Genomic DNA, 23,181 nt, shown 5'->3' on the forward strand with positions numbered 1-23,181 from the left:
TCCGAGTAATCCCGCGCGGCCGCTTCCCGCGCAACAACCGTTACAGAGTTCTCACCTCCAGCGATACTTTTCATGACTCACTTTCCAAACGATCTGCGCTCAACCACCTGTGCAGAGGTTCCCTAGGGGAGCGATCCGGTGGGGAAGTTCAAGTTCCTTTTCACGCCGGAAGCACAAGGATCACTTGTGGCTCTAACCAAAGACCCAGGTGCGGCAAAAAGACTCTGCGCTGTTCGCAAGACACTAGGGCTTTTGGAAAGCACTCCCCGCCATCCGAGTCCGCGGACACATGAATACTCGAGGCTTTTTGGCCCACAAGGCCAAAAAGTCTTCGAGGCATACGCTGAAAACAAGACGCCGGCGGCATTTCGCGTATTTTGGTACTACGGTCCTGAAACTGGCCAAATGACAATCGTGGCGATCACGCCGCATCCCTGAAATTAACCGCACCCGTGCAAAACGGCGATGCGCGGCGGGCTATTCGTGCGTGCGGGCGTGGCGCGCAGCGCCGATCGCGGTCGCGAAATCGGCATGCTCGGGAATCACGAAGCGCCGGCCGAACGGAAAAGTGAGCCGCCTCATCTCCTGCATGAATCGGAACAGGCGCGACAACTTGCCGGTCAGCACGATATTTTCCTGGCCACAGGCCCGCGCGCTGGCCATTGCCAGCACGCCGATCGATTCCACGATCATGTTCATGATCGCCAGCGCCTTGTCCTCGGGCGTCGCGTCGGCGCTTATCTTGCCGAAGTTGGCGGCGGTGGTGGACGGCGGCAGGTCGCCGATCGCGCCGCCGGCGATGTCGCGAACGCTGAGATCGATGCGGCGCAGGTCGCCCTTGCGCGCGAGTTTTTCAAGCCGCTCGATCGTCGAGACGCCGAGCATGTGCTTGGCGAGTCCCAGCAGCGTGCCGCCGCCGACCCCCGTGCCGCTGAAGTGCTCGATTTTGTCGCGCGTGACCGACACGATTGCGGTGCCGGTGCCAAGCGAGACGACCAGCGCGCTTTCCTTTCCGGCCAGCGAAGTGCCGCCGATTCCGATTGCGGTGAACTCGTTGACCTTGACGACCGGCCTGCCCAGCAGGGAGTTCGCCAGTACCCGCGAGCCCGCGCCGGTGGCGGCGACGCATTCGATGTCTTCGAGTTTGATGCCGAAGTCGGCGGCGAGTTTTCCGAGCGCGCCGGCAGCCGCGGCGACCGGGTCGTTGGCCTCGATCGTTACGACGTGCAGGCCGCCATTTTCGAGGATGACGGCGTCGGTGGTCGAACCGCCGATATCGATGCCAACGATCATAACTGGTGCCGGCTCCTGTCCAGCCCGTCTTGAAGCTAGATCAGCCCAGCCACCCGCGCAACGACGCGGGGACAGGGGTAAGAGCCGCCTTAGCCGGACCCGGTTACTGTGATACTTTTCAAAAATGGCACGGCGCAAAGCCGATTCGTCGCAGAGTCTGTTTCCATCGCGCACGCCGCTCAGCCAGCCGCTGGCGGATCGGATGCGTCCGCGCACGCTCGACGAAATTGTCGGCCAGGAGCATCTGCTGGGTCCGGGAAAGTTCCTGAGCCAGATGGTGGCGGCGCACGTGCTTCATTCGATGATCCTGTGGGGCCCGCCGGGCACGGGTAAGACGACGCTTGCTTTAGTGCTGGCCGAACAATCGGGCGCGGTGTTCCGCAAACTTGCCGCGGTAACGTCGGGCGTCGCCGATCTGCGCGAGGCGGTGGAAGCGGCGCGCCAGGATCTCGACGCGAGCAAACGCACCGTGGTCTTTATCGACGAGATCCATCGATGGAACCGCGCGCAGCAGGATGCGTTTCTGCCGCATGTCGAGAGCGGGCTGATCACGCTGATCGGCGCGACGACGGAAAATCCTTCGTTCGAGGTGATCTCGGCGCTGCTCTCGCGGATGCGGCTGCTCGTGTTGTATCCGCTCTCGGAGGAAAACCTTGCGACGCTGGTGCATCGCGCGCTCGCCGACAAGGAGCGCGGGCTCGGCGGGATCGGACTCAAGCTGGGAGTCGGCGCGATCGACGAGATAGTTCGACACGCCGGCGGCGACGCGCGGCGAGCGCTCGGCACGCTCGAAATTGCGGCGGAGTTCGCGCAAAACGCCGGCGCGACGCTGATCACGCCCGAACATATTCGCGAGTCGGCGCAGCAGAAGGCGCTGCTCTACGATCGCGCGGGCGAGGAGCACTACAACGTCATCTCGGCCTTCATCAAGAGCATGCGCGGCAGCGATCCCGACGCCGCGATTTACTGGATGATGCGGATGGTCGAGGCGGGCGAGGATCCGCTGTTCATCGCGCGGCGGATGGTCGTGTTTGCGTCAGAAGACATCGGCAACGCCGATCCGCGCGCGTTGCAAATAGCGATCGCGGTCAAGGAGGCGGTGGACTTCGTCGGAATGCCGGAAGGCGTGATTCCGCTTGCGCAGGGCGTGACGTACCTGGCCAGTGCGCCCAAGTCCAACGCTGCGTATCGCGCGATGCGCCAGGCGGACGAAGACGCGAAAACGCTTGGCGCCTTGCCGGTGCCGCTTCATTTGCGCAACGCACCGACGCCGATGATGAAAGGACTAGGCTACGGCAAGGACTACCGCTATCCGCACGATTTCGAAGGCGCGCTGGTCGCGCAGAACTACTTGCCGGACGAATTGGAAGAAAAGATATATTACGAACCGTCCGAGCGCGGATACGAAATCAGGATCCGCGAGTTTCTTGCCCGCGCGCGCGAGGCACGCAACACCGCATCGCGGCGCAAGCCCGCCGGGAAGGACTGACAGGAAAAAAGCGAACCACGAGAACCGGACCGTGTCCGTTCCCGCGGTTCACAAAAGTCAGGCCAAGAGATTATTTCGCGCCGAGAACCGAGTCCTTCAGCGCTTTGGCGGCGGTGAAGCGAAGCCTGGTGCGCGCCGGAATCTTGATCTCCTGACCGGTGGCCGGATTGCGGCCCATGCGCGCCTTGGTCTTGCGCTTGCGGAAGATACCGAGGCCGGCCAGCCGCAGCGATCCTTCCTTCTTGAGTTCGCGGACGACCAGCGCGTTGAGTTCCTCGAGCACGGTCTTCCCCTGCTTCTTGGTGAGTCCGAGCTTTTCAGCCATGTAGGCTGCTACCTGCGACTGCGTCATCATCCTCCTCCTTGCGTCCCGGGTTGCGGGCTTTCAGTGAGGGTGAACCAGTAGCGCGACAATTTCAAGTGCGGACGGGACGAAAATCGCGATTTTTTCTAGGGATCGTGATGGTTTTTGCACAGGCCCGTCGCGTGCGCGTTGAGCCCCAAGGGTTTTGCGCCGACGGATCGCGCAATCTGCACGATCGCGCCGTCAGTAGCGGACTTCAACGAGGTAAAGGCCGCCGGGCGGCGCGTTGGCGGGAGCCGCTTGACGATTTCGTCCGGCCAGAATCGTGGCGATTTTATCAGCCGTGAGCTTGCCGCGTCCCACGTCGACCATCGCCGCGACCATCGCGCGCACCATGTGGCGCAGGAAGCTGGTTGCCTCGACGCGGTAGAGAAGAACGTCGGCGTCGCGCGTCCATCGGCTTGCAATCACGCGGCGGACCGTGGTCCTTACTTCGGTGCCGAGAGAGCGGAACGCGGCGAAATCGTGCTCGCCGACAAAGATGCGCGCGGCGCAGTTCATCGCCGCAAGATCGAGACGGTCGCGGACCAGCCAGCTGTAGCGATACTCGAAGGCGGACGCGACCTTGCGATTCAACACGCGATATTCGTACACGCGCGAGCGGGCGGCGCGGCGCGGGTCGAAATGATCGGGCGCGGGTGAGATGTCGAGCACCACGATGTCGGCCGGCAGCATCGCGTTGAGAGCGCGCTGCAATTCGGCGGGGTCGAACGGACGTGGAATTGAAATCGAAGCGACCTGCCCGCGCGCATGTACGCCGGCGTCGGTGCGGCCCGAACCGTACACGCGCACCGGGGTTAAGAAAATCCGCTCGAGCGCGGCTTCGATCCTTCCCTGTATGGAATCGTGGCGCGGCTGAAGCTGCCATCCGGAATAGTTGCCGCCGTCGTACTCGAGCGTGAGCTTGAGGACCATCGCGCGGCGGCCGGGTCAGGCCAGCGCCGGCGAGCTGAGCGCCAGCGTCTCGGCGATCCAGAGCGCTCCCAGAGCCACCAGGCGCGTATTGTCGAACACGCACCATAGCGACAGCGAGTCGGGGCGTGTCTCGACGCTGACGACGATTGCCTCCTGGCCTACGGCGTCGATCACGCCGAGCGGCTCGCCCTCTTCGGCGATCAGAATACCGGGGGCGACGCGCAGCAGCTCGACCGCGTCATCGCCGTTGCCTCTGCCATCGCGGGGCCGCGGGATATCGACGGTCAACGCGGAACCGTGAAGGACGGGAATTGCGGCGACCTGCACGGAAAGCACGGGCGAGCCGTCGAGTAGCGTCGCGACTTGCGCAGCGATTGCAGTCGCGACGGAGCGCTCATGCTCGCGCATGAAGGCATTGAAGCCGCGCTGGACTTCATCATCGTCGAGCTCGAGGCGCGCGCTCAGGAGATCCGTGGTCTGATCGACCGTGGCGGTCAGCACGTCCCTGCCACCGGCGCTTGCGCCGAGCATCGCGGTGGCGGCGGCGAATCCACCGCGGGCGCCAAGGGCCTTCAAACAGGTGGCAAGAACGTGGGCGACGGGATGAGGAGTTGCGAAAACCATCGCATTGCGCAATTGCGCGATCGCCTCGCGCGAAGTGAGTCCGGGCGCGACCATCGGCACATCCGAGGGTGAGCGATTCGCCGCGCTCAGATCGATCAGAATCGGTCCCGGCCGTGCGGCGACAATTTCGCCGGCGCGCGGAGCAGGGATTGCGAGAAAAGCGACATCGAAATCCCGAAGATCGGCGGGACTCTCGAGCGCATCGACGAGGCGCTCTTCACCGGCGGCGTCGAGGGTCTGCATGGCGCCCGCTTCGGTGGCGAAGAGTTTCAGTTCGCTGAGCTGGAATCCGCGCGCGACGATCAGTTCGATAAGCTGGTTGCCGACCGCGCCGGTGGCGCCGACAACCGCCACTCTCGGCTCGCGGGAAATACTCATTCGCCTTCGCTTTCGGTGCTCTCGAGCTTTTCCCGCACCAGACGACCCATCGCCTTGCATCCCACGGTCTGCGTTCCGGGGCCGCCGTGAAGGTCGCGAGTGCGATAGCCGTCGCGCACGACAGAATCGACGGCCTGCGAAATCAGCTCGGCTTCGGAGCGCATCCCGAGTGAATGCTCGAGCAGGAGAGCCGCCGACAGGATTGCGGCGAGCGGATTGGCCTCGTCGCGGCCCGCGATGTCCGGCGCGCTGCCGTGAATCGGCTCGTAGAGCCCGATGCGGAACCCCGCGCTGTTGAGCTCCTCGCCGAGCGACGCCGACGGCAACAAGCCCATCGAGCCGGCGATTACCGAGGCCTCGTCGGTCAGGATGTCGCCGAACAGGTTCTCGGTGACGACCACGTCAAAGTCCCTGGGACGGCGTATCAGATGCATCGCCATCGAATCGACCAATTGATTCTCGAACGCGACGTCCTTGAACTGCGCGCTCAACTCGGTCGCGATCTCGCGCCACAAGCGAGACGTCGCGAGCACGTTGGCCTTGTCAACCGAGGTCAGTTTTTTGCGGCGCTCGCGAGCCAGCTCGAAGCCAAACTTGAGCACGCGGGTAATCTCGGCTTCGGTGTAAAAGCAGGTATCGACCGCCTCGCGGCCGTCCTTCGCCATGCGCTTTTCGCTTGGCTTTCCGTAATAGATACCGCCGGTCAGCTCGCGAATGAGGACCACGTCGACGCCGCCGATCACATCGGCCTTGAGCGGCGACGCCGCCGCCAGCTCTTTGACGGTTTTGACGGGACGGACGTTGGCGAACAGGCCCAAAGCTTTTCTCAATCCAAGCAACGCCTGCTCGGGACGCTTCTCTGCATTGGGCTTGTCCCATTTCGGTCCGCCGACGGCGCCGAGCAGGATCGCATCGCTGTCCTGCGCGAGCTTGAGCACTTCATCGGGCAGCGGAGTGCCGGTGGTGTCGAGTGCGTGACCGCCAATCATGCCCTCCTTGAACTCGAGATCGACGGCGGATCGCCGCGCGATGATCTTGAGAACCTGCAGGCCTTCGCCGACGACCTCCGGGCCGATGCCGTCACCTTTGAGAACTAGAATTTTATAGGCCATGCGAAAGCGCTGAACGCCTGGACGTGAATGATCGGGAGGAGCGTCAGACCGTCTCGACCCGTCAGTGTATCGCCTCGAAAATCAAGAGCGCAGATTGGCGCGACGGCGCTGTAGCAAACCTCGCCTCAATGGCGGGCGCCGCCAAAAGCCACACGTCGCACAGGGTGAAGAGCGAATTCAAGTTCAAACTCAAGCCCTCAAAGCAGTAGCCCAAGTGAATGTTGCGGGCAAGCCCCAGGCCGGCTCATGGGACGTCGGTGGTGGGCTTCAGCGGAGCATGCTTGCGGGACTTCAGCCGGTTGAGCGCGTTTACCAGCGCGAGCGCACTGGCCATCACGATATCGCTATGCGCGCCCTGACCGGCGACGGTCACGCCGTTGTCGCGAATCATGCAGCTCACTTCGCCGAGCGCGTCGGTGCCGCCGGTAATCGCTTTGACCGCGTAACGTTCCAGGGCCGGATTGATTGCGGCAATTTTGTAAATCGCCTTGTAGCACGCGTCGACCATCCCGTCGCCTTCGCTTTCGGCCGAGCACTCTTTTCCATCCACACGCATCGTGACTTCCGCGTGCGGCGTGCTCTTGCTGGACGAGCCGACTTTCAAATCGACCAGCTCGAAGTGATCGATTGTCCGGCGCGCCTCCTCGGTTACGAGCGCCAGGATGTCGTCGTCGTACACAATTTTCTTTTTGTCGCAGAGCGTTTTGAACTCGGCGAACGCCTTGTTCACATCCACCTCGTCGATATCGACGCCAAGCTCCTTGAGCCGGTTGGTAAATGCGTGGCGCCCGGAATGCTTGCCCAGCACCAGCTTGTTCGAGGGGATACCGACATCCTCGGGCTTCATGATTTCGTAGGTGAGCTTGTACTTCAGCACGCCGTCCTGATGGATTCCGGCTTCGTGCGCAAACGCATTGGCGCCCACGATTGGCTTATTGGCCGGCACGGACTGGCCGATGACCTGCGACAGGAGGCGCGAGGCCGGATAGATCTGCCGCGTGTTGACCCGCGAACCCACGCCCATCAGGTCGCGGCGCGTCTTCATCGCCATCACGACTTCTTCCATCGAGCAGTTACCCGCGCGCTCGCCGATTCCGTTGATAGTACATTCGATCTGACGGGCGCCGTTGCGGACCGCCGCCAGCGAATTCGCGACCGCCAGGCCGAGATCGTTATGACAGTGCGCGCTCCAGATGACTTTGTCGGCGCCGGGAACTTTTTCGCGCATGTAGGCAAACATCCGGCCGAATTCCTCCGGCATCGCGTGGCCGGTGGTGTCGGGCAGATTGATCACGGTGGCGCCGGCGCGAATCACCTCGCTGCAAACGTCGACCATATAGTCCCAGTCGGAGCGCGAAGCGTCCTCGCACGAGAACTCGATGTAGTCGAGATGCTTTTTTGCGCGCGTGACGGCCCAGGTGGCGGCGTCGAGCACGTCTTCGCGATTCATGTTGAGTTTGTATTTGAGATGTATTTCCGAGGTCGCGATGAAAATGTGAATTCCGGGATGCGCGGCCTTGTCGACTGCGCGCAGCGCCGAATCGACATCCTCTTCGCGGGTGCGCGAGAGACTGAGCACGACGGGTTGGGTCAGCGCCTGAGCGACCCGATTCACGGATTCGAAGTCGCCAAGCGAAGAAGCAGCGAAACCGGCCTCGATGATATCGACGTTGAGGCGTTCGAGTTGGCGCGCCAGCGCTATCTTCTCCTCGACGTTCATCGTGCATCCGGGCGACTGCTCGCCGTCGCGCAGCGTCGTGTCGAAGATTCGGACGTAGTCGGCGTCCTTCGGGGCCGTGTTCGCTTGTGCCATCGTCATTCCTCCCGCGTTGTCGCCGGGGGATCAGCGGGCCGATCGTTCGCCATGAGCGGAAAGTGAAAAAAGAAAACGCCCCGGGCGGCTGCGATCGGCCCACTGCCCGGGGCGTGTGTCTCAGTTTAATCAGGCCGTTAGACCTGCCCGGACGCGCGCCTGGCGTGGGCCCCTGTAAGGGCCAGGCTCAGCAGCAGCTCCGGTAGCAGGTTGCAATACATCTTGTACGGATTCTAAGCGGCGGCGGATACGTCAGTCAAGGCGGTCGTCGATGGCGGATAGGACCGGTTGTGCCCGGCAAGCGCTCTACTGCTGCGCGCGTGGATTCTCGCTGAGAGCGCTGGTGCCTCGGGCGGGCTCGGATGCTTGCGCGGTCCCTGTCGCACCACGGGACTTGTCGTTCGAGCTGGAGGCGGGCGCGACCGGGCGCAGCACCGGCACCTTGGCGCTCAGCCGTTCGCCGTGCAGCATCAGCGCGGGACCCGACAGCACGTACGCAGTCGAGAGCAGGAAGGCGGTGAGCTGCGGCATCGCGAACAGCATCGCGGCGAGCACCATCATCGTGATTACCAGTTCGACCTGCGCGCGTTTTTCAAGCTTGATCGCCTTGAAGCTGGGGTAGGGCACACGCGAGATCATCAGGCCGCCGAGTGCAAGCGTGATCGGCACCATGAAGGTACACAGCGTGCGCGGCGAATCGAATTCGAAGTAGCTGTAGGCCAGCGCGAGCCCGGAGATCATCATGGCCGCGCCGGGGACGGGCAGGCCGACGAAACGGCTCTTGTCCGCCGTCGCGGTCTGTACGTTGAAGCGCGCCAGGCGCAACGCGGAGCACAGCACGAACAGTCCGCTGACGCCGATTCCGAGCGAACCGATCGGTTTCAGCGCCCATGAATAGGCCAGCATCGCGGGTGCGACGCCGAACGCGACTACGTCGGAGAGGCTGTCATACTCGACCCCGAACTGGCTCGAGGTGCGCGACGCGCGAGCGATGCGCCCGTCGAGTCCATCGCACACGAACGCGATTATGATCATCACGGCGGCCACCTCGAAGTGTCCGCTCACCGCGGAGACCATCGAGTAGAAGCCCGACAGCAGGCCGATCGAGGTGATTGTCGCGGGCAGCAGGAAGACGCCGCGGCGCAGCGCGCCTTCGGCCTTGAGGCCCGCGTCGCGGCTCTGACCCGAATAGAGCTCCATCCGGGCGCGCTCTTCGCGCGAGCGGCGGGAATTGCGGCTCATTGCTCGATTGCTCCGATGATGGATTCTCCGGCGCGCACGCGTTGTCCGAGCGCCACCATGACCCGGTACTCGGACGGAAAAAAATGATCGACGCGACTTCCGAACATGATAAGGCCGATCCGCTGACCCGGCTGTATTCTATCACGCACGCGAAGCCGGCAAACTATTCGCCGGGCGAGATATCCGGCCACTTGCAGGACTGCGAACATCCGCCCCGACGCGTCGGTCATCGCAATCAGGTTGCGCTCATTGTGCTCGCTGGCGTCGTCGCGAAACGCGGCGCGGAACTCGCCCGCGGTGTGCTCGACCATTGTTACCTCGCCGCCGACCAGCGCGCGGTTCACATGGACGTTGAGCGGCGACATGAACACCGACACACGATGGCCGAGCCGGCCCGTCGAGCCCGGAAAGGATACGTCGGAAATGTCTGTGATTTTGCCGTCGGCGCCTGAAATCACGACGTTCTCGGTACGCGTCGGATAGCGATCCGGATCGCGAAAGAAAAGCGCAATCGGGATTGCAACCAGTACCAGGATCGCACCCAGCGACTTGAGGCCCAGCGCAATCAGTATGATTCCGACTACCGCCAATCCGAGCGACAGCGCCGCGCCTTCGGCCGCTATTCCGATCGCGCCTGCGATGCGCGCAAGAACGGCGCCCGGCGCCGGGCGCCCGCTGTCGGTTTCGCCCGCCACGGCGGTTCAGTTCTTCGACTTATCGACCAGCCGATCGCTCGCGAGCCACGGCATGAACGCGCGCAGCTTGCGTCCGACCTCTTCGATCGGATGCGATCCGGCTTCCTTGCGCAGTTCGCGGAAACGCGGCAGCCCCGCTTTGTAGTCGCCGATCCATTCGTTGGCGAACTTGCCGGACTGAATGTCGGCCAGGATCTGTTTCATTGCTTCGCGCGACTGAGCGCCCACCACCTTTTTGCCGCGCGTCATGTCGCCGTACTCGGCGGTGTTGCTGATCGAATAGCGCATGTTCGAGATTCCGCCCTCGTAAATCAGGTCCACGATCAGCTTCACTTCATGCAGGCACTCGAAGTACGCCATCTCGGGCGCGTAGCCGGCCTCGACCAGCGTCTCGTAGCCGGCGCGGATGAGTTCGGTAAGTCCGCCACAGAGGACGGATTGCTCGCCGAACAGGTCAGTTTCGGTTTCTTCCTTGAACGAGGTTTCGATAATCGCCGCGCGGCCGCCGCCGATCGCACTGCCGTACGCGAGCCCGACCTTGGTGGTGTCGCCCGACGGATCCTGGTGCACGGCGAGCAGGCACGGCACGCCGCGGCCCTTGGTGTATTCGGAGCGCACGAGATGACCGGGTCCCTTGGGCGCGATCATGAAGACGTTAACGTCGGCGGGCGGCTTGATGAATTTGAAATGGATGTTGAAGCCGTGACCGAAGGCCAGGTACTTGCCCTTGGTGAGATGCGGGGCAATCTCGGCCTCATAAATCTCCGAACCCATCTCGTCGGGCACCAGCATCATGATTACGTCCGCGCGCTTGGCGGCGTCGGCGGTGTCGAACACCGGCAGACCCTGCTTGGTGGCTTTTTCGCGCGACGGCGAGCTTTTGCTCAGCCCGACGCATACGTCCATTCCGCTGTCGCGCAGGTTGAGCGCGTGCGCATGTCCCTGGCTTCCAAAGCCAATGACTGCGATCTTCTTTCCCTTGAGCGCGGACAGGTCCGCGTCGCGGTCGTAATAAACCTTCATTTGAATGTTCTCCTGAATTTTCCCGCTATCAGATTATTCAGCTTCGCGCGCCCGGCGACTCTGATGATTGTCGTGGCTCAGCTGGACCGCGCGCGCCATCGCGACTTTGCCCGAACGGACCACTTCCTTGATTCCGAGCGGGCGCACGATCGCGATGAAGGCCTTGATCTTTTCGGAGTCGCCGGTCAGCTCGACGGTGATTGCGCGCGGGCCGATGTCGATTACGTGGGCGCGGAACGCGGCTACGATCGAGTCGAGCTCGGAGCGCGTGCGCTCGTCCACCGCGACCTTGACGATTACCATCTCGCGGTCGATCGTCTCGACGTCCTTGAAGTCGGTTATCTTGATGACGGAGACGAGCTTGTTGAGCTGCTTGTTGATCTGCTCGACGATCTGATCGTCGCCACTAGTCACCAGCACGATCCTCGACACCGTCGGATCGAGCGGGTCCTCGTTGACGGTCAGTGACTCGATGTTAAAGCCGCGGCCCGAAAACAGTCCGGCGACGCGTGCGAGCACGCCGAATTCGTTTTCTACCAGAACCGATATTGTATGACTTGTCATGCGGTGGAGTGCGCGCGCTCATGGCCCGGACCTGTGGCGTCAGCGAGCCTCTTGTTGATAGCGGCCGAGAATCGCCATCATGCGGTCTTTCGAGGCCAGCTTAAGCTTCCGGATCCGCTTTTCTTCGATTTCCTCTTCGTTGGTCAGGTAAAGCTTATTTCTAAAAACTTCGAGCTTTTGTTTCAGCTCTTGATGCTGCGTGTAGAGGCCTCTCAGTTCCTCGTCGTGGTTCAGATGCTGCCGAATGAGTTCTTCCTCTCGATGCTCCATACGCCCTCCGTGCCTATGTCCGCCGGATTTTTCTTAGTGGGCTTGAACGTAGCCTCCGGCGTCCTGATATATAGCGGCTCCAGCGAATCCGCGCGATCCGTTTCACCACGGGCAAACCGCGCCCCGCCAATCGCCGCGACGCAAACTCCACGCAAATCGAGCATCCCTGTTTCGGAAAGCGCCACCCTACGGCCCCGCGATTGTGCAAGGGCCGCCGCTTCCTTCACTCTTTGGTCACCGACGAACATTACATCCTCGGTGATGCGCGATGCCAGGTGATCCAGCGTGATTACCAGTTCCTCTGACAGTTTTTCTAGCCCATCGGCCACGACCCGGTAAAGGGCTGCGTAAACTTCGCCCTTTCGGGCATCCGCAACCACGCAGATCAGCCGCCCCGGATCGGTATTGTCGCGCTCCAGCGCAGCCAACGCCATCGCGTCGAAACTGGGCACGCCGACCAGTGCGCATCGTGTCGCCATCGCGATTCCCTTGGCGTAGCTCAGCCCGATGCGAAGTCCCGTGAACGATCCCGGCCCGGTCCCGACAGCGATCGCGCCGAGGCTGCCAATCGCCAGTCCCGCCGCGTTCAGAAGTTCATCGACAGCGCCCGGCAATGCGGCGCCATGTGAGGTGACAGGCCGCGCCAAAGACGCGGCGACTTTGCCGCCTGCAATCAGGGCAAGGCTTGCCATCGGAGTGGAGGTGTCGAGTCCCAGGACCGGGCGCGTCGCGGCCGCCTGTTCGAGCAGCCGATTAACCCTGCACAATACGCGAGATGTCATTGAAAATTACGAACGCCATCAGTGCCACGAGCAAGAACAGTCCCACCTGGAGCATCGCCTCCCGGTAACGAAGTTCGAGCGGCTTGCCCTTTATGCCCTCGAAGGCGAAAAACAGCAAATGTCCTCCGTCGAGCAGCGGCACCGGCAGCAGATTTATGATGCCGAGCTCGAGGCTCAGCATCACGGTAAACATCGCGAGGTTCGCCATCCCCCGATGCGCCTCCTGCCCGGCCATCTGCGCGATCATGATTGGTCCGCCGAGCGCTTCGCGCACGGGAGTACTGCCGGAGAAAATGCTGGCGATTCCGACCGCCATCTGGACGCTCATTTCGACCGAGGTTTGGCCCGCCTCTTTCACCGCGGCGAACGGACCGTACCGCTTGGTTGTCTCGTCGCCGCGCGGCTGCACCCCTATTACCCAGGTGGTCGCGTTGGTGCCGTAAATGGTCTTCTGGTCGAGCCGGGTCGGCTTGATGACGATAGTGCTGCGCGCGGACGCGCCCTTCTGCGGCCGATCAATTTCCAGCTTGACCGGAGAGCCGTCTCCCGCCTTCACCGTCTTCGAGAAATCGGCCCAGGTTTCCATCGGCCGTCCGTCAACCGCGAGAATCCGGTCGCCGGCGCGAAGTCCGGCCTTGGCCGCCGGGAGATTGTTCGTGGTCTTGCCGACGACCGGCAGCAACTCCGGCACGCCGGTCATGAAAACAAATGTGAGCAGAATCGGCGCGAAGATAAGATTCGCCAGCGGTCCCGCCAGCACTATCAGAACGCGCTTGCCGAGCGGCTGAGTCGGGAACGCCCGCTTGCAGTACGCCTCGGTCAGCTTAATGGGAGGATGTTCCGCCAGCGATTTGATCGCGTCGTCAACTTTGGGCTGGCGGCGCACTTCGCCCAGGAGGATTGCTTCGTCGGGCTTGAGCTCGCGCCCGACGACGCTGTATGCAACGCCAGCGCCCGACTCGCCCAGGCGATCCGCAATCAAGCGCAAATTGTCGTCGAATCCTGACGCGGCTCGAAGCACGCCGCGCTCGCGCGCCGCGCCAATCAGGTCAAGCCCGACTTCGTGAAGATACACGGTGATTTCTTCAGCCGTGGGCTTCTCGCCGACTTCATCGCCCAGCATTCGGACGTAGCCGCCGAATGGAGTCGCGCCGATCGAGTACTCGGTTTCGCCGCGCCGGAATCCAAATACTTTTGGCGGGTAGCCGATCGAGAATCGCAACACGCGGACGCCGACCTTCTTCGCCATCGCGAAATGTCCCGCCTCGTGCACGACCACCAACACTGCAAAGACCAGTGCTGCGTAAAGAATCGACTGTATCATTTAATTTCTACCCGGGAGTCCTTATGCAGAGCCTGAAAATGCGGCTCCCAAAGCCGCATCAGCGAGACCAATAGTAGGCGAAAACCACCGCGAAGACTAGCGAACAAGTTCGATCGAGCAGACCGCCGTGCCCCGGGAAAATCCAGCCCGAGTCCTTGACTCCCGCGGCTCGCTTTAATGCCGAGCCGGCCAGATCGCCAAGCTGCGCGAGAAGGGAAATCATAGCCGAAAATAGCAGGACAGGGCCCGCATCCCACGAGCCACCGCGTATCTGAAACAGCAACAACCCGGCCGCCATCGTCGCGATCAAGCCGCCCGCCGCGCCTTCAACCGTCTTATTTGGGCTGACGTTGGGCGCGAGCTTCGTCCGGCCCAGATACATCCCGACGAAGTATGCACCGCTGTCGCTCACCACCACCAACAGGATGACCAGCAAAAGCATGCCGATGCCGCCGGGACCATTGCGCAGTAGCGCGAAATAAGGGAACAGAACTCCGACATACGCCGCGCCAATGAAGGCGAGTCGCGGGCCTCTGAGTGCTCCGTCGGCGCCGCCGGCAACAGCAACTCGCGCCACCAGCGCAAGCATCATGAGGATGACCAAAACCGGCGCGAGCCATCCCACGTCGCCGCCGTAGAGAAGCCCGAACAACGGCACGCCACCGACGACGGCGAACAGCGGTATCGCGACCATGTGCAGAGCGCCGGTCATCGCGGCGACTTCGTAGAGTCCCCAGATTGCGGCGATCGCAACAAAAATCGTGAAGAACCAGTCCGGCGCGAAAACTACCAGCGCCCCCACCGCGGGCAGCAGGACCGCCGCTGTCAGGAGCCTAGTTCTGAGCACGCAGCCGGGTGTCGGAGCCGTTCGAGATCGCGCCGAAGCGGCGCTCGCGAAGCTGGTAGGCGGCGATCGCGCTCAGGAATTCGCGCTCGCGGAAATCGGGCCACAGAGTGTCGGTGAAATAAAGTTCGGTATAGGCGAGTTGAAAAAGAAAAAAATTGGAGATTCGCAGTTCTCCCGAGGTTCGAATCAGCAGGTCGGGATCGGGAAGCCCGGCAGTAGTCAGTTCGCGCGCCAGCAGATGCTCGTCGATTTGATCGGGTGAAATCGCGCCTTCTGCCACCGCGCGCGCGATCGATCGCGCCGCGTTCACGATGTCCTGGCGCCCACCGTACGACAACGCCAGCGCCACCGTCATCGTGCGATTTTCGCGCGTCGCCGCGACGGTCTCGGCCAACGCCTCGCGCACCCGCGGCGGTAACCGCTCGGTGTCTCCCAAAGCCACCACGCGGATGTCGCGTTTCATCAGGCGCTTGGTCTCGGTGATGAGATAGCGATGGAACAGCTGCATCAGGAAACTGACTTCAGTGGTCGGCCGGCGCCAGTTCTCGCTCGAAAATGCGTACAGCGTGAGGTACGGGATGCCGAGTTCGCGCGCCGCATCGACGACCGCGCGCACCGAATCCTTGCCGCGCCGATGGCCCTCGTGGCGCGAGAGCCCGCGCCGATTCGCCCAGCGGCCGTTGCCGTCCATCACGATCGCCACGTGGCGCGGCATCCGCGATGGATCCAAAGACAGGTTTGGGAAATCGCTCAGTGGTAGTGAGATGGCCACTTGGGGTTCAGGTTTCACAGAAGGTCGCGCCGTAGACGGGCGAGTTCAGACCTCCATGATTTCCGCTTCTTTGGCGGTCAGCACTTTGTCGATTTTCTCGATGAACTCGGTCGTGTACTGCTGCACCTTGGCCTCGCCCGATCGCATCTCGTCTTCGGTGGCCTGCTTTTCCTTGTGCAGTTCCTTGAGCATGTCGTTGGCGTCGCGGCGATGGTTGCGGATGCCGACGCGGAATTCCTCGCCTATTTTGCGGACGTGCTTCACCAGCTCCTTGCGGCGCTCCTCGGTCAGCTCGGGGATCGGAATCCGGATCAACTTGCCGTCGTTCATCGGCATCAGGCCAAGATCGGAAGTCTGGATCGCTTTTTCAATGTCGTGCATCGCGCCCTTGTCGTACGGCGTGATCACTATCAAGCGCGGCTCGGGCGCCGCCAACCCGGCCAATTGCCGCAGCGGAGTCTTCGAGCCGTAGTAATTTACCTGCAGATTTTCGACCAGCGCGGTTGAAGCGCGGCCGGTGCGGACGCGGGCGAGCTCGTGGCGAAACGCCTCGACGGTCTTGTCCATTTCCTTGCGCGCGTCCTCGATTGTGTCCGTAAGCATGCTCACGGTCCGCTCTCCACCCGGGTCCCGATTTGCTCACCCATCACGGCCCTTCTTATATTACCCGCTTTACGCAAATTGAACACGATGATCGGCAGGCGATTATCCATGCACATCGAGATCGCCGTCGAGTCCATCACCTTCAGGTTCTTCTGCAGCACCTCGATGTAAGTGAGCCGATCGAAGCGCTTTGCCCCCGGCTCGCGCATCGGATCGCGATCGTAAACGCCGTCCACGGCATGGCTCGCCTTCAGGATTACCTCCGCGCCGATTTCCATCGCGCGCAGGCTCGCCGCCGTGTCGGTGGTGAAATAGGGATTGCCGGTGCCGGCGGCGAATATGATCACGCGGCCCTTTTCGAGATGGCGCACGGCGCGGCGGCGGATGTACGGCTCGCACAGCGCCTGCATCTCGATGGCGGACAGCACTCGCGTGACCACGCCGGCATGCTCGAGCGCGTTTTGCAGCGCGAGCGCGTTGATCACCGTCGCCAGCATCCCCATCTGGTCGGCGGTCGAACGATCCATCCCGCGCGCCTCGTAGTCGCTGCCGCGGATAAAATTGCCGGCTCCGATTACCAGCGCGAGCTGAACGCCCATCGCCGCCACTTCCTTGATTTCGAGCGCAATCTCGGCCAGCGCGTCGAGATCGAGGCCCGACCGCTGCGTGGGAGCGAGCGCCTCGCCGGATAATTTAAGCAGGATACGGCTGAAGCGCGGCTTGCCGTTCGGCGCACTTTGAACTTCAGCCATCTCTCGAAGCCCCCGTCGATGCTCCCGTTGAAGCCCGGTCGCGTCCGCAAATCCGCCCGCGTCAGGCGGCCGCGGTGCCTGCCTTGCCCTCGAGCGCCTCACCCAATTGGTAGCGCATGAAGCGGCGCACGTCGATCTTCTCACGCATCTGGATGGCGGCCTCGCCAAGCAGATCGTTGACAGTCTTGTTGGGATCGCGGACGTAAGCCTGCTCGAGCAGGCAGGCTTCCTTGTAAAATTTCTCGATCTTGCCATCAACGATCTTGGTCACGACCGCCGCCGGCTTGCCCTCGGCCTGCGACGCGTAGATCTGCCGCTCCTGCTCGATAACGGCCGGGGACATCTCCTCGCGTCGCACGCAGCGCGGATTGGCCGCCGCCACCTGCATCGCGAGTTCCTTCACCAGCGCCTGGAACGCTTCCGACTTGGCGCAGAAATCGGTTTCGCAATTGACTTCGATCAACACGCCAAGCTTGCCGCCCGCATGAATATACGAACCGACCGATCCCTCGGATGCGACCCGGCCGGCGCGCCCTGCCGCCGCGGCGATTCCCTTCTCGCGCAGCCATACGACGGCCTTTTCGAGATTGCCGGCCGTCTCCGCCAGCGCTCTCTTGCAATCCATTATGCCGGCGCCGGTCTTCTCGCGCAGTTCTTTAACCAGATTCGCGTTTAGTTCCATCACAATTCCTGAGTTGAGCTAGTATTCTTGGCCGGTCGGCATACTGCAAGCGACGGCCACGACTGACCCGCTCCGTTTCGGGGCCTGAAGGTCGAATTTATCGGCTAGACCGCGCTTGGAGAATCGGGCGGCGATGCTCCCGTGTCTGCCGCCGCGCCGGCGTCCGAGCGGATATCCTGCTGCCCCTTGGCGCGTTCCTCGGCCATTTGCTTGCCTTCGATGATCGCGTCGGCGACCGCCGCCGTGAACAGTTTGATCGCGCGGATCGCGTCGTCGTTGCCGGGGATTCGATAAGCGATCAGGTCGGGGTCGCAGTTGGTATCCACCACCGCGGCGACCGGGATACCGAGGCGGTTCGCCTCCGCAACGGCTATATCTTCCTTCTTGGTATCGATCACCCACAGCGCGTCCGGGAGTTTGCGCATGTTCTTGATCCCGGCCAGCGTGTTCATCAGCTTTTCATGCTCGCGCGCGTTGTCGCTCATCTCTTTCTTGCTGAGCGCGCGAATCATCTCCGGGTCGGCCATGACTTCTTCGAGCTTCTTGAGCCTGTCGATCGAGGCGCGGATAGTCTGGAAGTTGGTCAGCATCCCGCCCAGCCAGCGGTTGTTGACGTAAAACATCCCGCATCGCTCGGCCTCTTCCTTGACGATGTCCTGGGCCTGCTTCTTGGTGCCGACGAACAGCATCGTGCCGCCCGCCGCAGCGAGGTCGCGCGCGAAGTCGTAGGTCGCGCGAAACATCTTTACCGTCTGCTGAAGATCGATAATGTAAATACCGTTGCGGGCGCCGAAGATGTATTGCTTCATCTTCGGGTTCCAGCGGCTGGTCTGATGGCCGAAATGAACGCCGGCCTCCAGAAGCTGCTTCATGCTGATTTCAGTCATAGAATTTTGTTCCTGCCTCTTGGCCCCTTACGCGGGGTAACCTTGGATTAATATCAGGCCGCCGCGAAGTAAGAAAGCGCCATGCCGCTCTCCTATTTTTTTCCCTTCAGCCGGGAATCGTCACTATCGACACAGCCGGCGTTAATCGCGCGCGCGCGTCCCAACGCAGGATCAGGCCCCCGTTTCTGTAAACGCCGGAGTTTCCCGGTTTTGTCGAGCTCGATCGGGTCCTGGCTCTTGTTCTGAAGTTCCGCGAGCGCCTTCTCGCAACTCTCCGGAGCGTCGAACGTGGCGACGGTGATCCAGTGCGAAAGTGGAGCCTCCGAATCAACCGAATGAGGAACCTTGGAATCGGGCGGCATCATCAGATACCAGCCCACCAACGCCAACGCAGCCGCGTGGCGGGAGTTCAGGTGGCCCACCCGGCAAGTTATACGCTTTTTGCGGGCAAAAGAGTCATCGACCCAGCCGTTATCTGTGGCCACCTGAGGCGCTATCCGGTTGGTTGCCGCGCCCCTTAGGCGTTCATCGACTCGAGGAATTCCTCGTTGGTCTTGGTCTTGTCCATCTTGTCGATCAGGAATTCCATCGCCTCGACCGCGTTGAGCTGGGTCAGCAGCTTGCGCAGTATCCACACGCGATTGAGCGTGGCGCGCGGCAGCAGCAGCTCTTCCTTGCGCGTCGAGGAGCGCTGGATATCGATCGTCGGGAAAATCCGCTTTTCCAGCAAGCGCCGGTCCAGCGCTATCTGCTGATTGCCGGTGCCCTTGAACTCTTCGAAAATTACTTCGTCCATTCGGCTGCCGGTATCGACCAGCGCCGTCGCGATAATCGTCAGACTGCCGCCGTCTTCGGTGTTGCGCGCGGCGCCGAAAAACTTCTTGGGCTTGTGCAGCGCGTTGGAATCGACGCCGCCCGACAGTATCTTGCCCGACGGCGGCACCACCGTGTTGTACGCGCGCGCCAGCCGCGTGATCGAGTCCAGCAAAATCACAACGTCGCGCCCGTGCTCGACCAGCCGCCGCGCCTTCTCGATTACCATCTCGGCCACCTGCACGTGACGCGTGGCCGGCTCGTCGAAGGTCGAGCTTACGACCTCGCCCTGCACCGAACGCAGCATGTCGGTGACTTCCTCGGGCCGCTCATCGACCAGCAGCACGATCAGCACGATCTCGGGATGGTTGTGCGCGATCGCCTTGGCGATCGCCTGCAGCATCATCGTCTTGCCCGTGAACGGCGCCGCGACGATAAGTCCGCGCTGGCCTTTGCCGATTGGCGCGATCAAATCGATGATGCGGGTGGTCAAATCCTCGTGATTGTATTCGAGCTTGATGCGCTCCTCGGGATAGAGCGGCGTCAGATTGTCGAACAGGATCTTGTCGCGCGCCTTTTCAGGATCCTCGTAGTTGATCGATTCAACCTTGAGCAGCGCGAAGTAGCGCTCGCCTTCTTTCGGCGGGCGAATCAGGCCGGAAACCACGTCGCCGGTGCGCAAATTGAACTTGCGAATCTGGCTCGGCGAAATATAAATGTCGTCGGGACCGGGCAGGTAGTTGTAGTCCGGTGCGCGCAGAAAACCGAAGCCGTCGGGCAGAATTTCCAGCACGCCCTCGCCCAGGATCGAGCCGTTCTTGGCCGCCTGCGCTTGCAGGACCGCAAAAATCATCTCCTGCTTGCGCATGTTGGTGGCGCCATCGACGTTGAAGTCGCGCGCCATCTGCGCCAGTTCTGTTATCTTCGCCCGCTTCAGCGACTTGAGGTTGAGCACCCCTTCCTCGCTGATCACCGGCGCCAGCGGCGGAAGATTCGGATTGCCATCCAGATTTACCTGGCGCGGCGCTCCGTTCGACGATCGCGAGTCGTCGAAACGCCCTTCGTCGCTCTTCGCAACCCCTCTGCTCTTGCCCATATGCCTTCCCCGCAACCTGGACTCCATCATGTTCTTGACTGCTGCAATTCGCCGCCGTTTATGCGCGCACGCCGCAGGCTATGGTCGTTTGTAAAAATGGCCTCCCACGACGGGAGATACCATTATAGATTCATGAGTGCTCGAGCGGCCGGGATTCGGAACAACTAACGCCTTGAGTTCGAGTTCGGAATTACGGACCGCAGGGAAACGGGACTCAACACCCCACCCGTCTCAGCGTCCTCAGTGCGGAAGCTCAACCAAAACGCTACCCAAGCGATGGCGCCGTGTCAACGGGGTTCAGGCCGCCGGTAGTGATCTAATTTGATTTTCGCATATAAAGTCCGTGAGAAAAACGCGATTGGCACCCGTCCTGGCAGATAACTTGGACGACGGAGGCGAGGTGATGGCCATCGAAATCAAGGTTTTGCGGCCCGGCGATGACAGCATTCTTATGAACGTCGCCGCAGAGGTGTTCGACAATCCGATTGACGCGGACCTGACCAGGGAGTTTCTCGAAGACCCTCGACATCATATCGCTGTTGCTATCGATAATGGGTTGGTCGTCGGTTTCGCGTCCGCGGTCCACTATGTCCATCCCGACAAGCGGCCAGAACTGTGGATCAACGAGGTCGGGCTCGCGCCGTCGCATCGGCGTAGCGGGTTGGGCAAAGCCGTGCTGAAGGCTTTGCTCGAGGTGGGCCGAACCCGCAACTGCACACTGGCATGGGTCCTGACCGATCGAAGCAATGTCTCCGCTATGGAGCTCTATTCATCGGTCGGTGGGACCGAAGGGGCTGACGGGCTTAGTAAGGCTATGGTCGGGTACTCGTTCGCCCTCATGGATGCACAGAAGTACGGGCCGTCAAAGTAGCAGCTACGCACGCCGCCGTGTCAGCGGGCCTCAAGTAAGTTCGATCCATCGCCGAATCTCGCGCGCATCCGCCGCAAATGACTTCAGCGCGAGAAATTCGACGAAATCGATTGGCAGCGGCGCAACAAATTCGAGCCGCGCGCCTGACCTTGGATGCGCGATCGAAAGCGCCAGCGCATGCAGCGCCTGTCGTCGAAAAAATCCACCGCCTCCCGCCTTGCCGCCATATAAGGGATCGCCCAGGCACGGATGACCAATCGACGCGAGATGCACGCGAATCTGATGCATCCTGCCGGTGTCCGGTTTCACGCGCACCAGCGACGCTCCCGCTTCGCCCGCTTCCGCGGGATCGAACCGCGCGAGCACCGTCAGATGGCTGACCGCGTCGCGCGGTGCATGCGATCGCACCGACATCCGCTTGCGCTCGACGGGATGGCGCCCGACGGGACGCTCGATCGTCAGCCGATCGCGCGCGACGATGCCCTTGACGATCGCGAGATAGATCTTTCTGACGCTGCGTTCCTTGAACTGCCGCGAAAGCGCGGTGCGCGAAAATGGCGTCCGCGCCACCACCATCACGCCCGAGGTGTCTTTGTCGAGGCGATGCACGATGCCGGGACGCAGCACGCCGTCGGGCTCGGCCATCGCGGCGAGTTCGGGAAATCGCGCCAGCAGAGCGTCAACCAGCGTGCCCGCGGGATGCCCGGGCGCGGGATGCACCGTCATGCCGGCGGGCTTGTTCACGACAATTATTTCGTCATCGGCGAAAATTACGGAAATCTCCGGCGCGTCACCTTCTTTGTAATTTGAAGGATCGTACGGCGCACCGGCGGGCGCCGCGGCGACGTCGATACTGTCTCCCGTCCGCACCCCGCTCGACGCGCGCGCGGCAGCGCCGTTGACTGTAACCAGTCCCGCCTTAATCATCCGCGCCACTTGCGAGCGCGAGTACTCCGGGGCCAGCCGCATCGAAACGAACACGTCCAGCCGCATGCGATCGTGCTCCGCGCCCGCGGTGATTGTCGTTGGCAAAATCACGAGCGTGACTTACCGCCTCGACGCACGAATCACGGCATCGAGGGCGGCGGTATCGGCGGTGCGATCGGCGGCGGCGTCGGCGGTTTGCTGGCGTCAGAAGGAGGGCAGTTCTCGCTGGTGGTCGTGGCTATCGCGACCCCGTAGGTGGTCTTCTGACATCCCGCCGCGTCGGGCCTCGAATAAAACCAGCATCCGGCCAGCGCGGTCGAGAACAGCGCGACGATTGTCATCGAGAAGATTGGTTTCATGCGATTTGCCGCCTGCGATCAGTTTCCCCCCGCGACGCGCGCGGCGCCAGCGTCGCCGGCGACGCATCTACTCGAAGCGATGCGGTAGTGGATGCGCCTTCTCGTACGCAAGGATCCGGTCCTCGTGCGCGAGCGTCAGCGCGACATCGTCGAGACCTTCGAGCAGGCACTTCTTCTGGAACGGCTCGATCTCGAAATGCGCCGTCCATCCGAAATCATCGGACACTGTCTGCTTTTCGAGATCGATCGTGAGCCGGTACGCCTCGTAGTCGCCGGTGGCGCGAAAAATATGCTCGACCTCGTCGGCCGGCAGCGTGATCGGAAGAAAACCATTCTTCAAACAGTTGTTGTGGAAGATGTCGGCGAACTCCGGCGCGATCACCGCGCGGAAACCCGCGTCATCCAGCGCCCACACCGCATGCTCGCGCGAACTTCCGCATCCGAAGTTGTTGCGCGCGACCAAAATCGACGCGCCCTGGAAGCGCGGCTTGTTCAGCGCGAAATTTTTGTTCTCGGCGCCGTCGGGATTGAGCCGCCAGTCGATGAACAGGCCCTTCTTGAGGCCGGTCCGTACCACCGCTTTCAGAAACTGCTTGGGGATGATCTGATCGGTATCGACGTTGGCGCGATCGAGCGGCGCGACCATCCCGGTGAAATTCTTGAATGCCTGCATCTGTGTCTCCT

At 62.1% G+C, this 23,181-nt stretch carries 26 protein-coding genes; 2 read left to right on the forward strand and 24 right to left on the reverse strand.

What is annotated here, in order from left to right; genetic code table 11:
• Positions 1–477: 477 nt before the first annotated feature.
• Positions 478–1,293 carry a BadF/BadG/BcrA/BcrD ATPase family protein gene (locus tag ABR989_RS06685; RefSeq protein ID WP_428126818.1) on the reverse strand — a complete coding sequence of 272 codons (816 nt, stop codon included), beginning with the start codon at positions 1,291–1,293 and terminating at the stop codon, positions 478–480.
• 124 nt (positions 1,294–1,417) lie between these two features.
• Between ABR989_RS06685 and ABR989_RS06690 the strand changes: the two genes are divergently transcribed.
• On the forward strand, positions 1,418–2,782 hold the full coding sequence (locus ABR989_RS06690) for a replication-associated recombination protein A (RefSeq protein WP_428126820.1): 1,365 nt from the start codon (positions 1,418–1,420) through the stop codon (positions 2,780–2,782).
• A gap of 70 nt (positions 2,783–2,852) precedes the next feature.
• On the opposite strand, the gene ABR989_RS06695 is transcribed toward ABR989_RS06690, so the two are convergent.
• The 20 genes from ABR989_RS06695 to rho form a co-directional block, all read right to left on the reverse strand.
• On the reverse strand, positions 2,853–3,134 hold the full coding sequence (locus ABR989_RS06695) for an HU family DNA-binding protein (protein ID WP_423947137.1): 282 nt from the start codon (positions 3,132–3,134) through the stop codon (positions 2,853–2,855).
• 195 nt (positions 3,135–3,329) lie between these two features.
• Entirely contained in the window at positions 3,330–4,061 is a 732-nt protein-coding gene (gene truA, locus ABR989_RS06700; protein WP_428126823.1) for a tRNA pseudouridine(38-40) synthase TruA, read from the reverse strand.
• Positions 4,062–4,076: 15 nt separating this feature from the next.
• Positions 4,077–5,063: a hypothetical protein gene (locus ABR989_RS06705; protein WP_428126825.1), complete on the reverse strand. Its 987-nt coding sequence runs from the start codon at positions 5,061–5,063 to the stop codon at positions 4,077–4,079.
• A complete protein-coding gene (leuB, locus tag ABR989_RS06710) occupies positions 5,060–6,175 on the reverse strand; it encodes a 3-isopropylmalate dehydrogenase (protein WP_428126827.1) in 1,116 nt (371 codons plus the stop codon). Before leuB ends, ABR989_RS06705 begins: the two co-directional genes overlap by 4 nt.
• Positions 6,176–6,419: 244 nt before the next feature.
• A complete protein-coding gene (locus ABR989_RS06715; protein ID WP_428126829.1) occupies positions 6,420–7,988 on the reverse strand; it encodes a 2-isopropylmalate synthase in 1,569 nt (522 codons plus the stop codon).
• Between the two features lie 306 nt (positions 7,989–8,294).
• Positions 8,295–9,230 (reverse strand): CDP-diacylglycerol--serine O-phosphatidyltransferase, encoded by a 936-nt coding sequence (gene pssA, locus ABR989_RS06720; RefSeq protein WP_428126830.1) that lies wholly within the window; start codon positions 9,228–9,230, stop codon positions 8,295–8,297.
• Positions 9,227–9,925, reverse strand: coding sequence for a phosphatidylserine decarboxylase (locus ABR989_RS06725; protein WP_428126833.1), 699 nt, complete (start codon positions 9,923–9,925; stop codon positions 9,227–9,229). The genes pssA and ABR989_RS06725 overlap by 4 nt, the downstream gene beginning before the upstream one ends.
• 6 nt (positions 9,926–9,931) lie before the next feature.
• Entirely contained in the window at positions 9,932–10,948 is a 1,017-nt protein-coding gene (gene ilvC, locus ABR989_RS06730) for a ketol-acid reductoisomerase (RefSeq protein WP_428126836.1), read from the reverse strand.
• A 33-nt stretch (positions 10,949–10,981) separates the two neighbouring features.
• Complete coding sequence (gene ilvN / locus ABR989_RS06735) at positions 10,982–11,512, reverse strand: acetolactate synthase small subunit (RefSeq protein ID WP_428126838.1); 531 nt, start codon at positions 11,510–11,512, stop codon at positions 10,982–10,984.
• A gap of 39 nt (positions 11,513–11,551) precedes the next feature.
• Entirely contained in the window at positions 11,552–11,782 is a 231-nt protein-coding gene (locus ABR989_RS06740; protein WP_428126840.1) for a DUF465 domain-containing protein, read from the reverse strand.
• Positions 11,743–12,564, reverse strand: a complete 822-nt coding sequence (gene tsaB, locus ABR989_RS06745) for a tRNA (adenosine(37)-N6)-threonylcarbamoyltransferase complex dimerization subunit type 1 TsaB (protein WP_428126843.1) — start codon at positions 12,562–12,564, stop codon at positions 11,743–11,745. Before tsaB ends, ABR989_RS06740 begins: the two co-directional genes overlap by 40 nt.
• The gene (gene rseP / locus ABR989_RS06750; protein ID WP_428126845.1) at positions 12,536–13,888 is read right to left on the reverse strand and encodes an RIP metalloprotease RseP; all 1,353 of its coding nucleotides are present in this window, start codon (positions 13,886–13,888) and stop codon (positions 12,536–12,538) included. Before rseP ends, tsaB begins: the two co-directional genes overlap by 29 nt.
• Positions 13,889–13,946: 58 nt before the next feature.
• A complete protein-coding gene (locus ABR989_RS06755) occupies positions 13,947–14,735 on the reverse strand; it encodes a phosphatidate cytidylyltransferase (protein WP_428126847.1) in 789 nt (262 codons plus the stop codon).
• A complete protein-coding gene (gene uppS, locus ABR989_RS06760) occupies positions 14,722–15,525 on the reverse strand; it encodes an undecaprenyl pyrophosphate synthase (protein WP_428126849.1) in 804 nt (267 codons plus the stop codon). The genes ABR989_RS06755 and uppS overlap by 14 nt, the downstream gene beginning before the upstream one ends.
• Positions 15,526–15,552: 27 nt before the next feature.
• Positions 15,553–16,110 (reverse strand): ribosome recycling factor, encoded by a 558-nt coding sequence (frr, locus tag ABR989_RS06765; RefSeq protein WP_428127145.1) that lies wholly within the window; start codon positions 16,108–16,110, stop codon positions 15,553–15,555.
• A gap of 2 nt (positions 16,111–16,112) precedes the next feature.
• On the reverse strand, positions 16,113–16,862 hold the full coding sequence (gene pyrH / locus ABR989_RS06770) for a UMP kinase (RefSeq protein ID WP_428126851.1): 750 nt from the start codon (positions 16,860–16,862) through the stop codon (positions 16,113–16,115).
• A 61-nt stretch (positions 16,863–16,923) separates the two neighbouring features.
• Positions 16,924–17,544, reverse strand: coding sequence for a translation elongation factor Ts (gene tsf, locus ABR989_RS06775; RefSeq protein WP_428126853.1), 621 nt, complete (start codon positions 17,542–17,544; stop codon positions 16,924–16,926).
• 104 nt (positions 17,545–17,648) lie between these two features.
• Positions 17,649–18,431 carry a 30S ribosomal protein S2 gene (rpsB, locus tag ABR989_RS06780; protein ID WP_428126856.1) on the reverse strand — a complete coding sequence of 261 codons (783 nt, stop codon included), beginning with the start codon at positions 18,429–18,431 and terminating at the stop codon, positions 17,649–17,651.
• Between the two features lie 92 nt (positions 18,432–18,523).
• A complete protein-coding gene (locus ABR989_RS06785; protein ID WP_428126859.1) occupies positions 18,524–18,853 on the reverse strand; it encodes a hypothetical protein in 330 nt (109 codons plus the stop codon).
• A gap of 95 nt (positions 18,854–18,948) precedes the next feature.
• On the reverse strand, positions 18,949–20,340 hold the full coding sequence (gene rho / locus ABR989_RS06790; RefSeq protein WP_428126861.1) for a transcription termination factor Rho: 1,392 nt from the start codon (positions 20,338–20,340) through the stop codon (positions 18,949–18,951).
• A gap of 403 nt (positions 20,341–20,743) precedes the next feature.
• On the opposite strand from rho, the gene ABR989_RS06795 reads away from it, so the two are divergent.
• The gene (locus ABR989_RS06795) at positions 20,744–21,211 is read left to right on the forward strand and encodes a GNAT family N-acetyltransferase (protein WP_428126863.1); all 468 of its coding nucleotides are present in this window, start codon (positions 20,744–20,746) and stop codon (positions 21,209–21,211) included.
• 30 nt (positions 21,212–21,241) lie between these two features.
• On the opposite strand, the gene ABR989_RS06800 is transcribed toward ABR989_RS06795, so the two are convergent.
• The 3 genes from ABR989_RS06800 to leuD all read right to left on the reverse strand — a co-directional run bounded on the left by ABR989_RS06800 (position 21,242) and on the right by leuD (position 23,170).
• The gene (locus tag ABR989_RS06800; RefSeq protein WP_428126865.1) at positions 21,242–22,243 is read right to left on the reverse strand and encodes an RluA family pseudouridine synthase; all 1,002 of its coding nucleotides are present in this window, start codon (positions 22,241–22,243) and stop codon (positions 21,242–21,244) included.
• A gap of 35 nt (positions 22,244–22,278) precedes the next feature.
• Entirely contained in the window at positions 22,279–22,497 is a 219-nt protein-coding gene (locus tag ABR989_RS06805) for a hypothetical protein (RefSeq protein ID WP_428126867.1), read from the reverse strand.
• 67 nt (positions 22,498–22,564) lie between these two features.
• On the reverse strand, positions 22,565–23,170 hold the full coding sequence (gene leuD, locus ABR989_RS06810; protein WP_428126869.1) for a 3-isopropylmalate dehydratase small subunit: 606 nt from the start codon (positions 23,168–23,170) through the stop codon (positions 22,565–22,567).
• Between the last annotated feature and the right edge of the window lie 11 nt (positions 23,171–23,181).

It is taken from the genome of Binatus soli (SeqCode) (assembly GCF_050015535.1).
In the GTDB taxonomy this organism is placed as follows: Bacteria; Desulfobacterota; Binatia; order Binatales; family Binataceae; genus Binatus; species Binatus soli.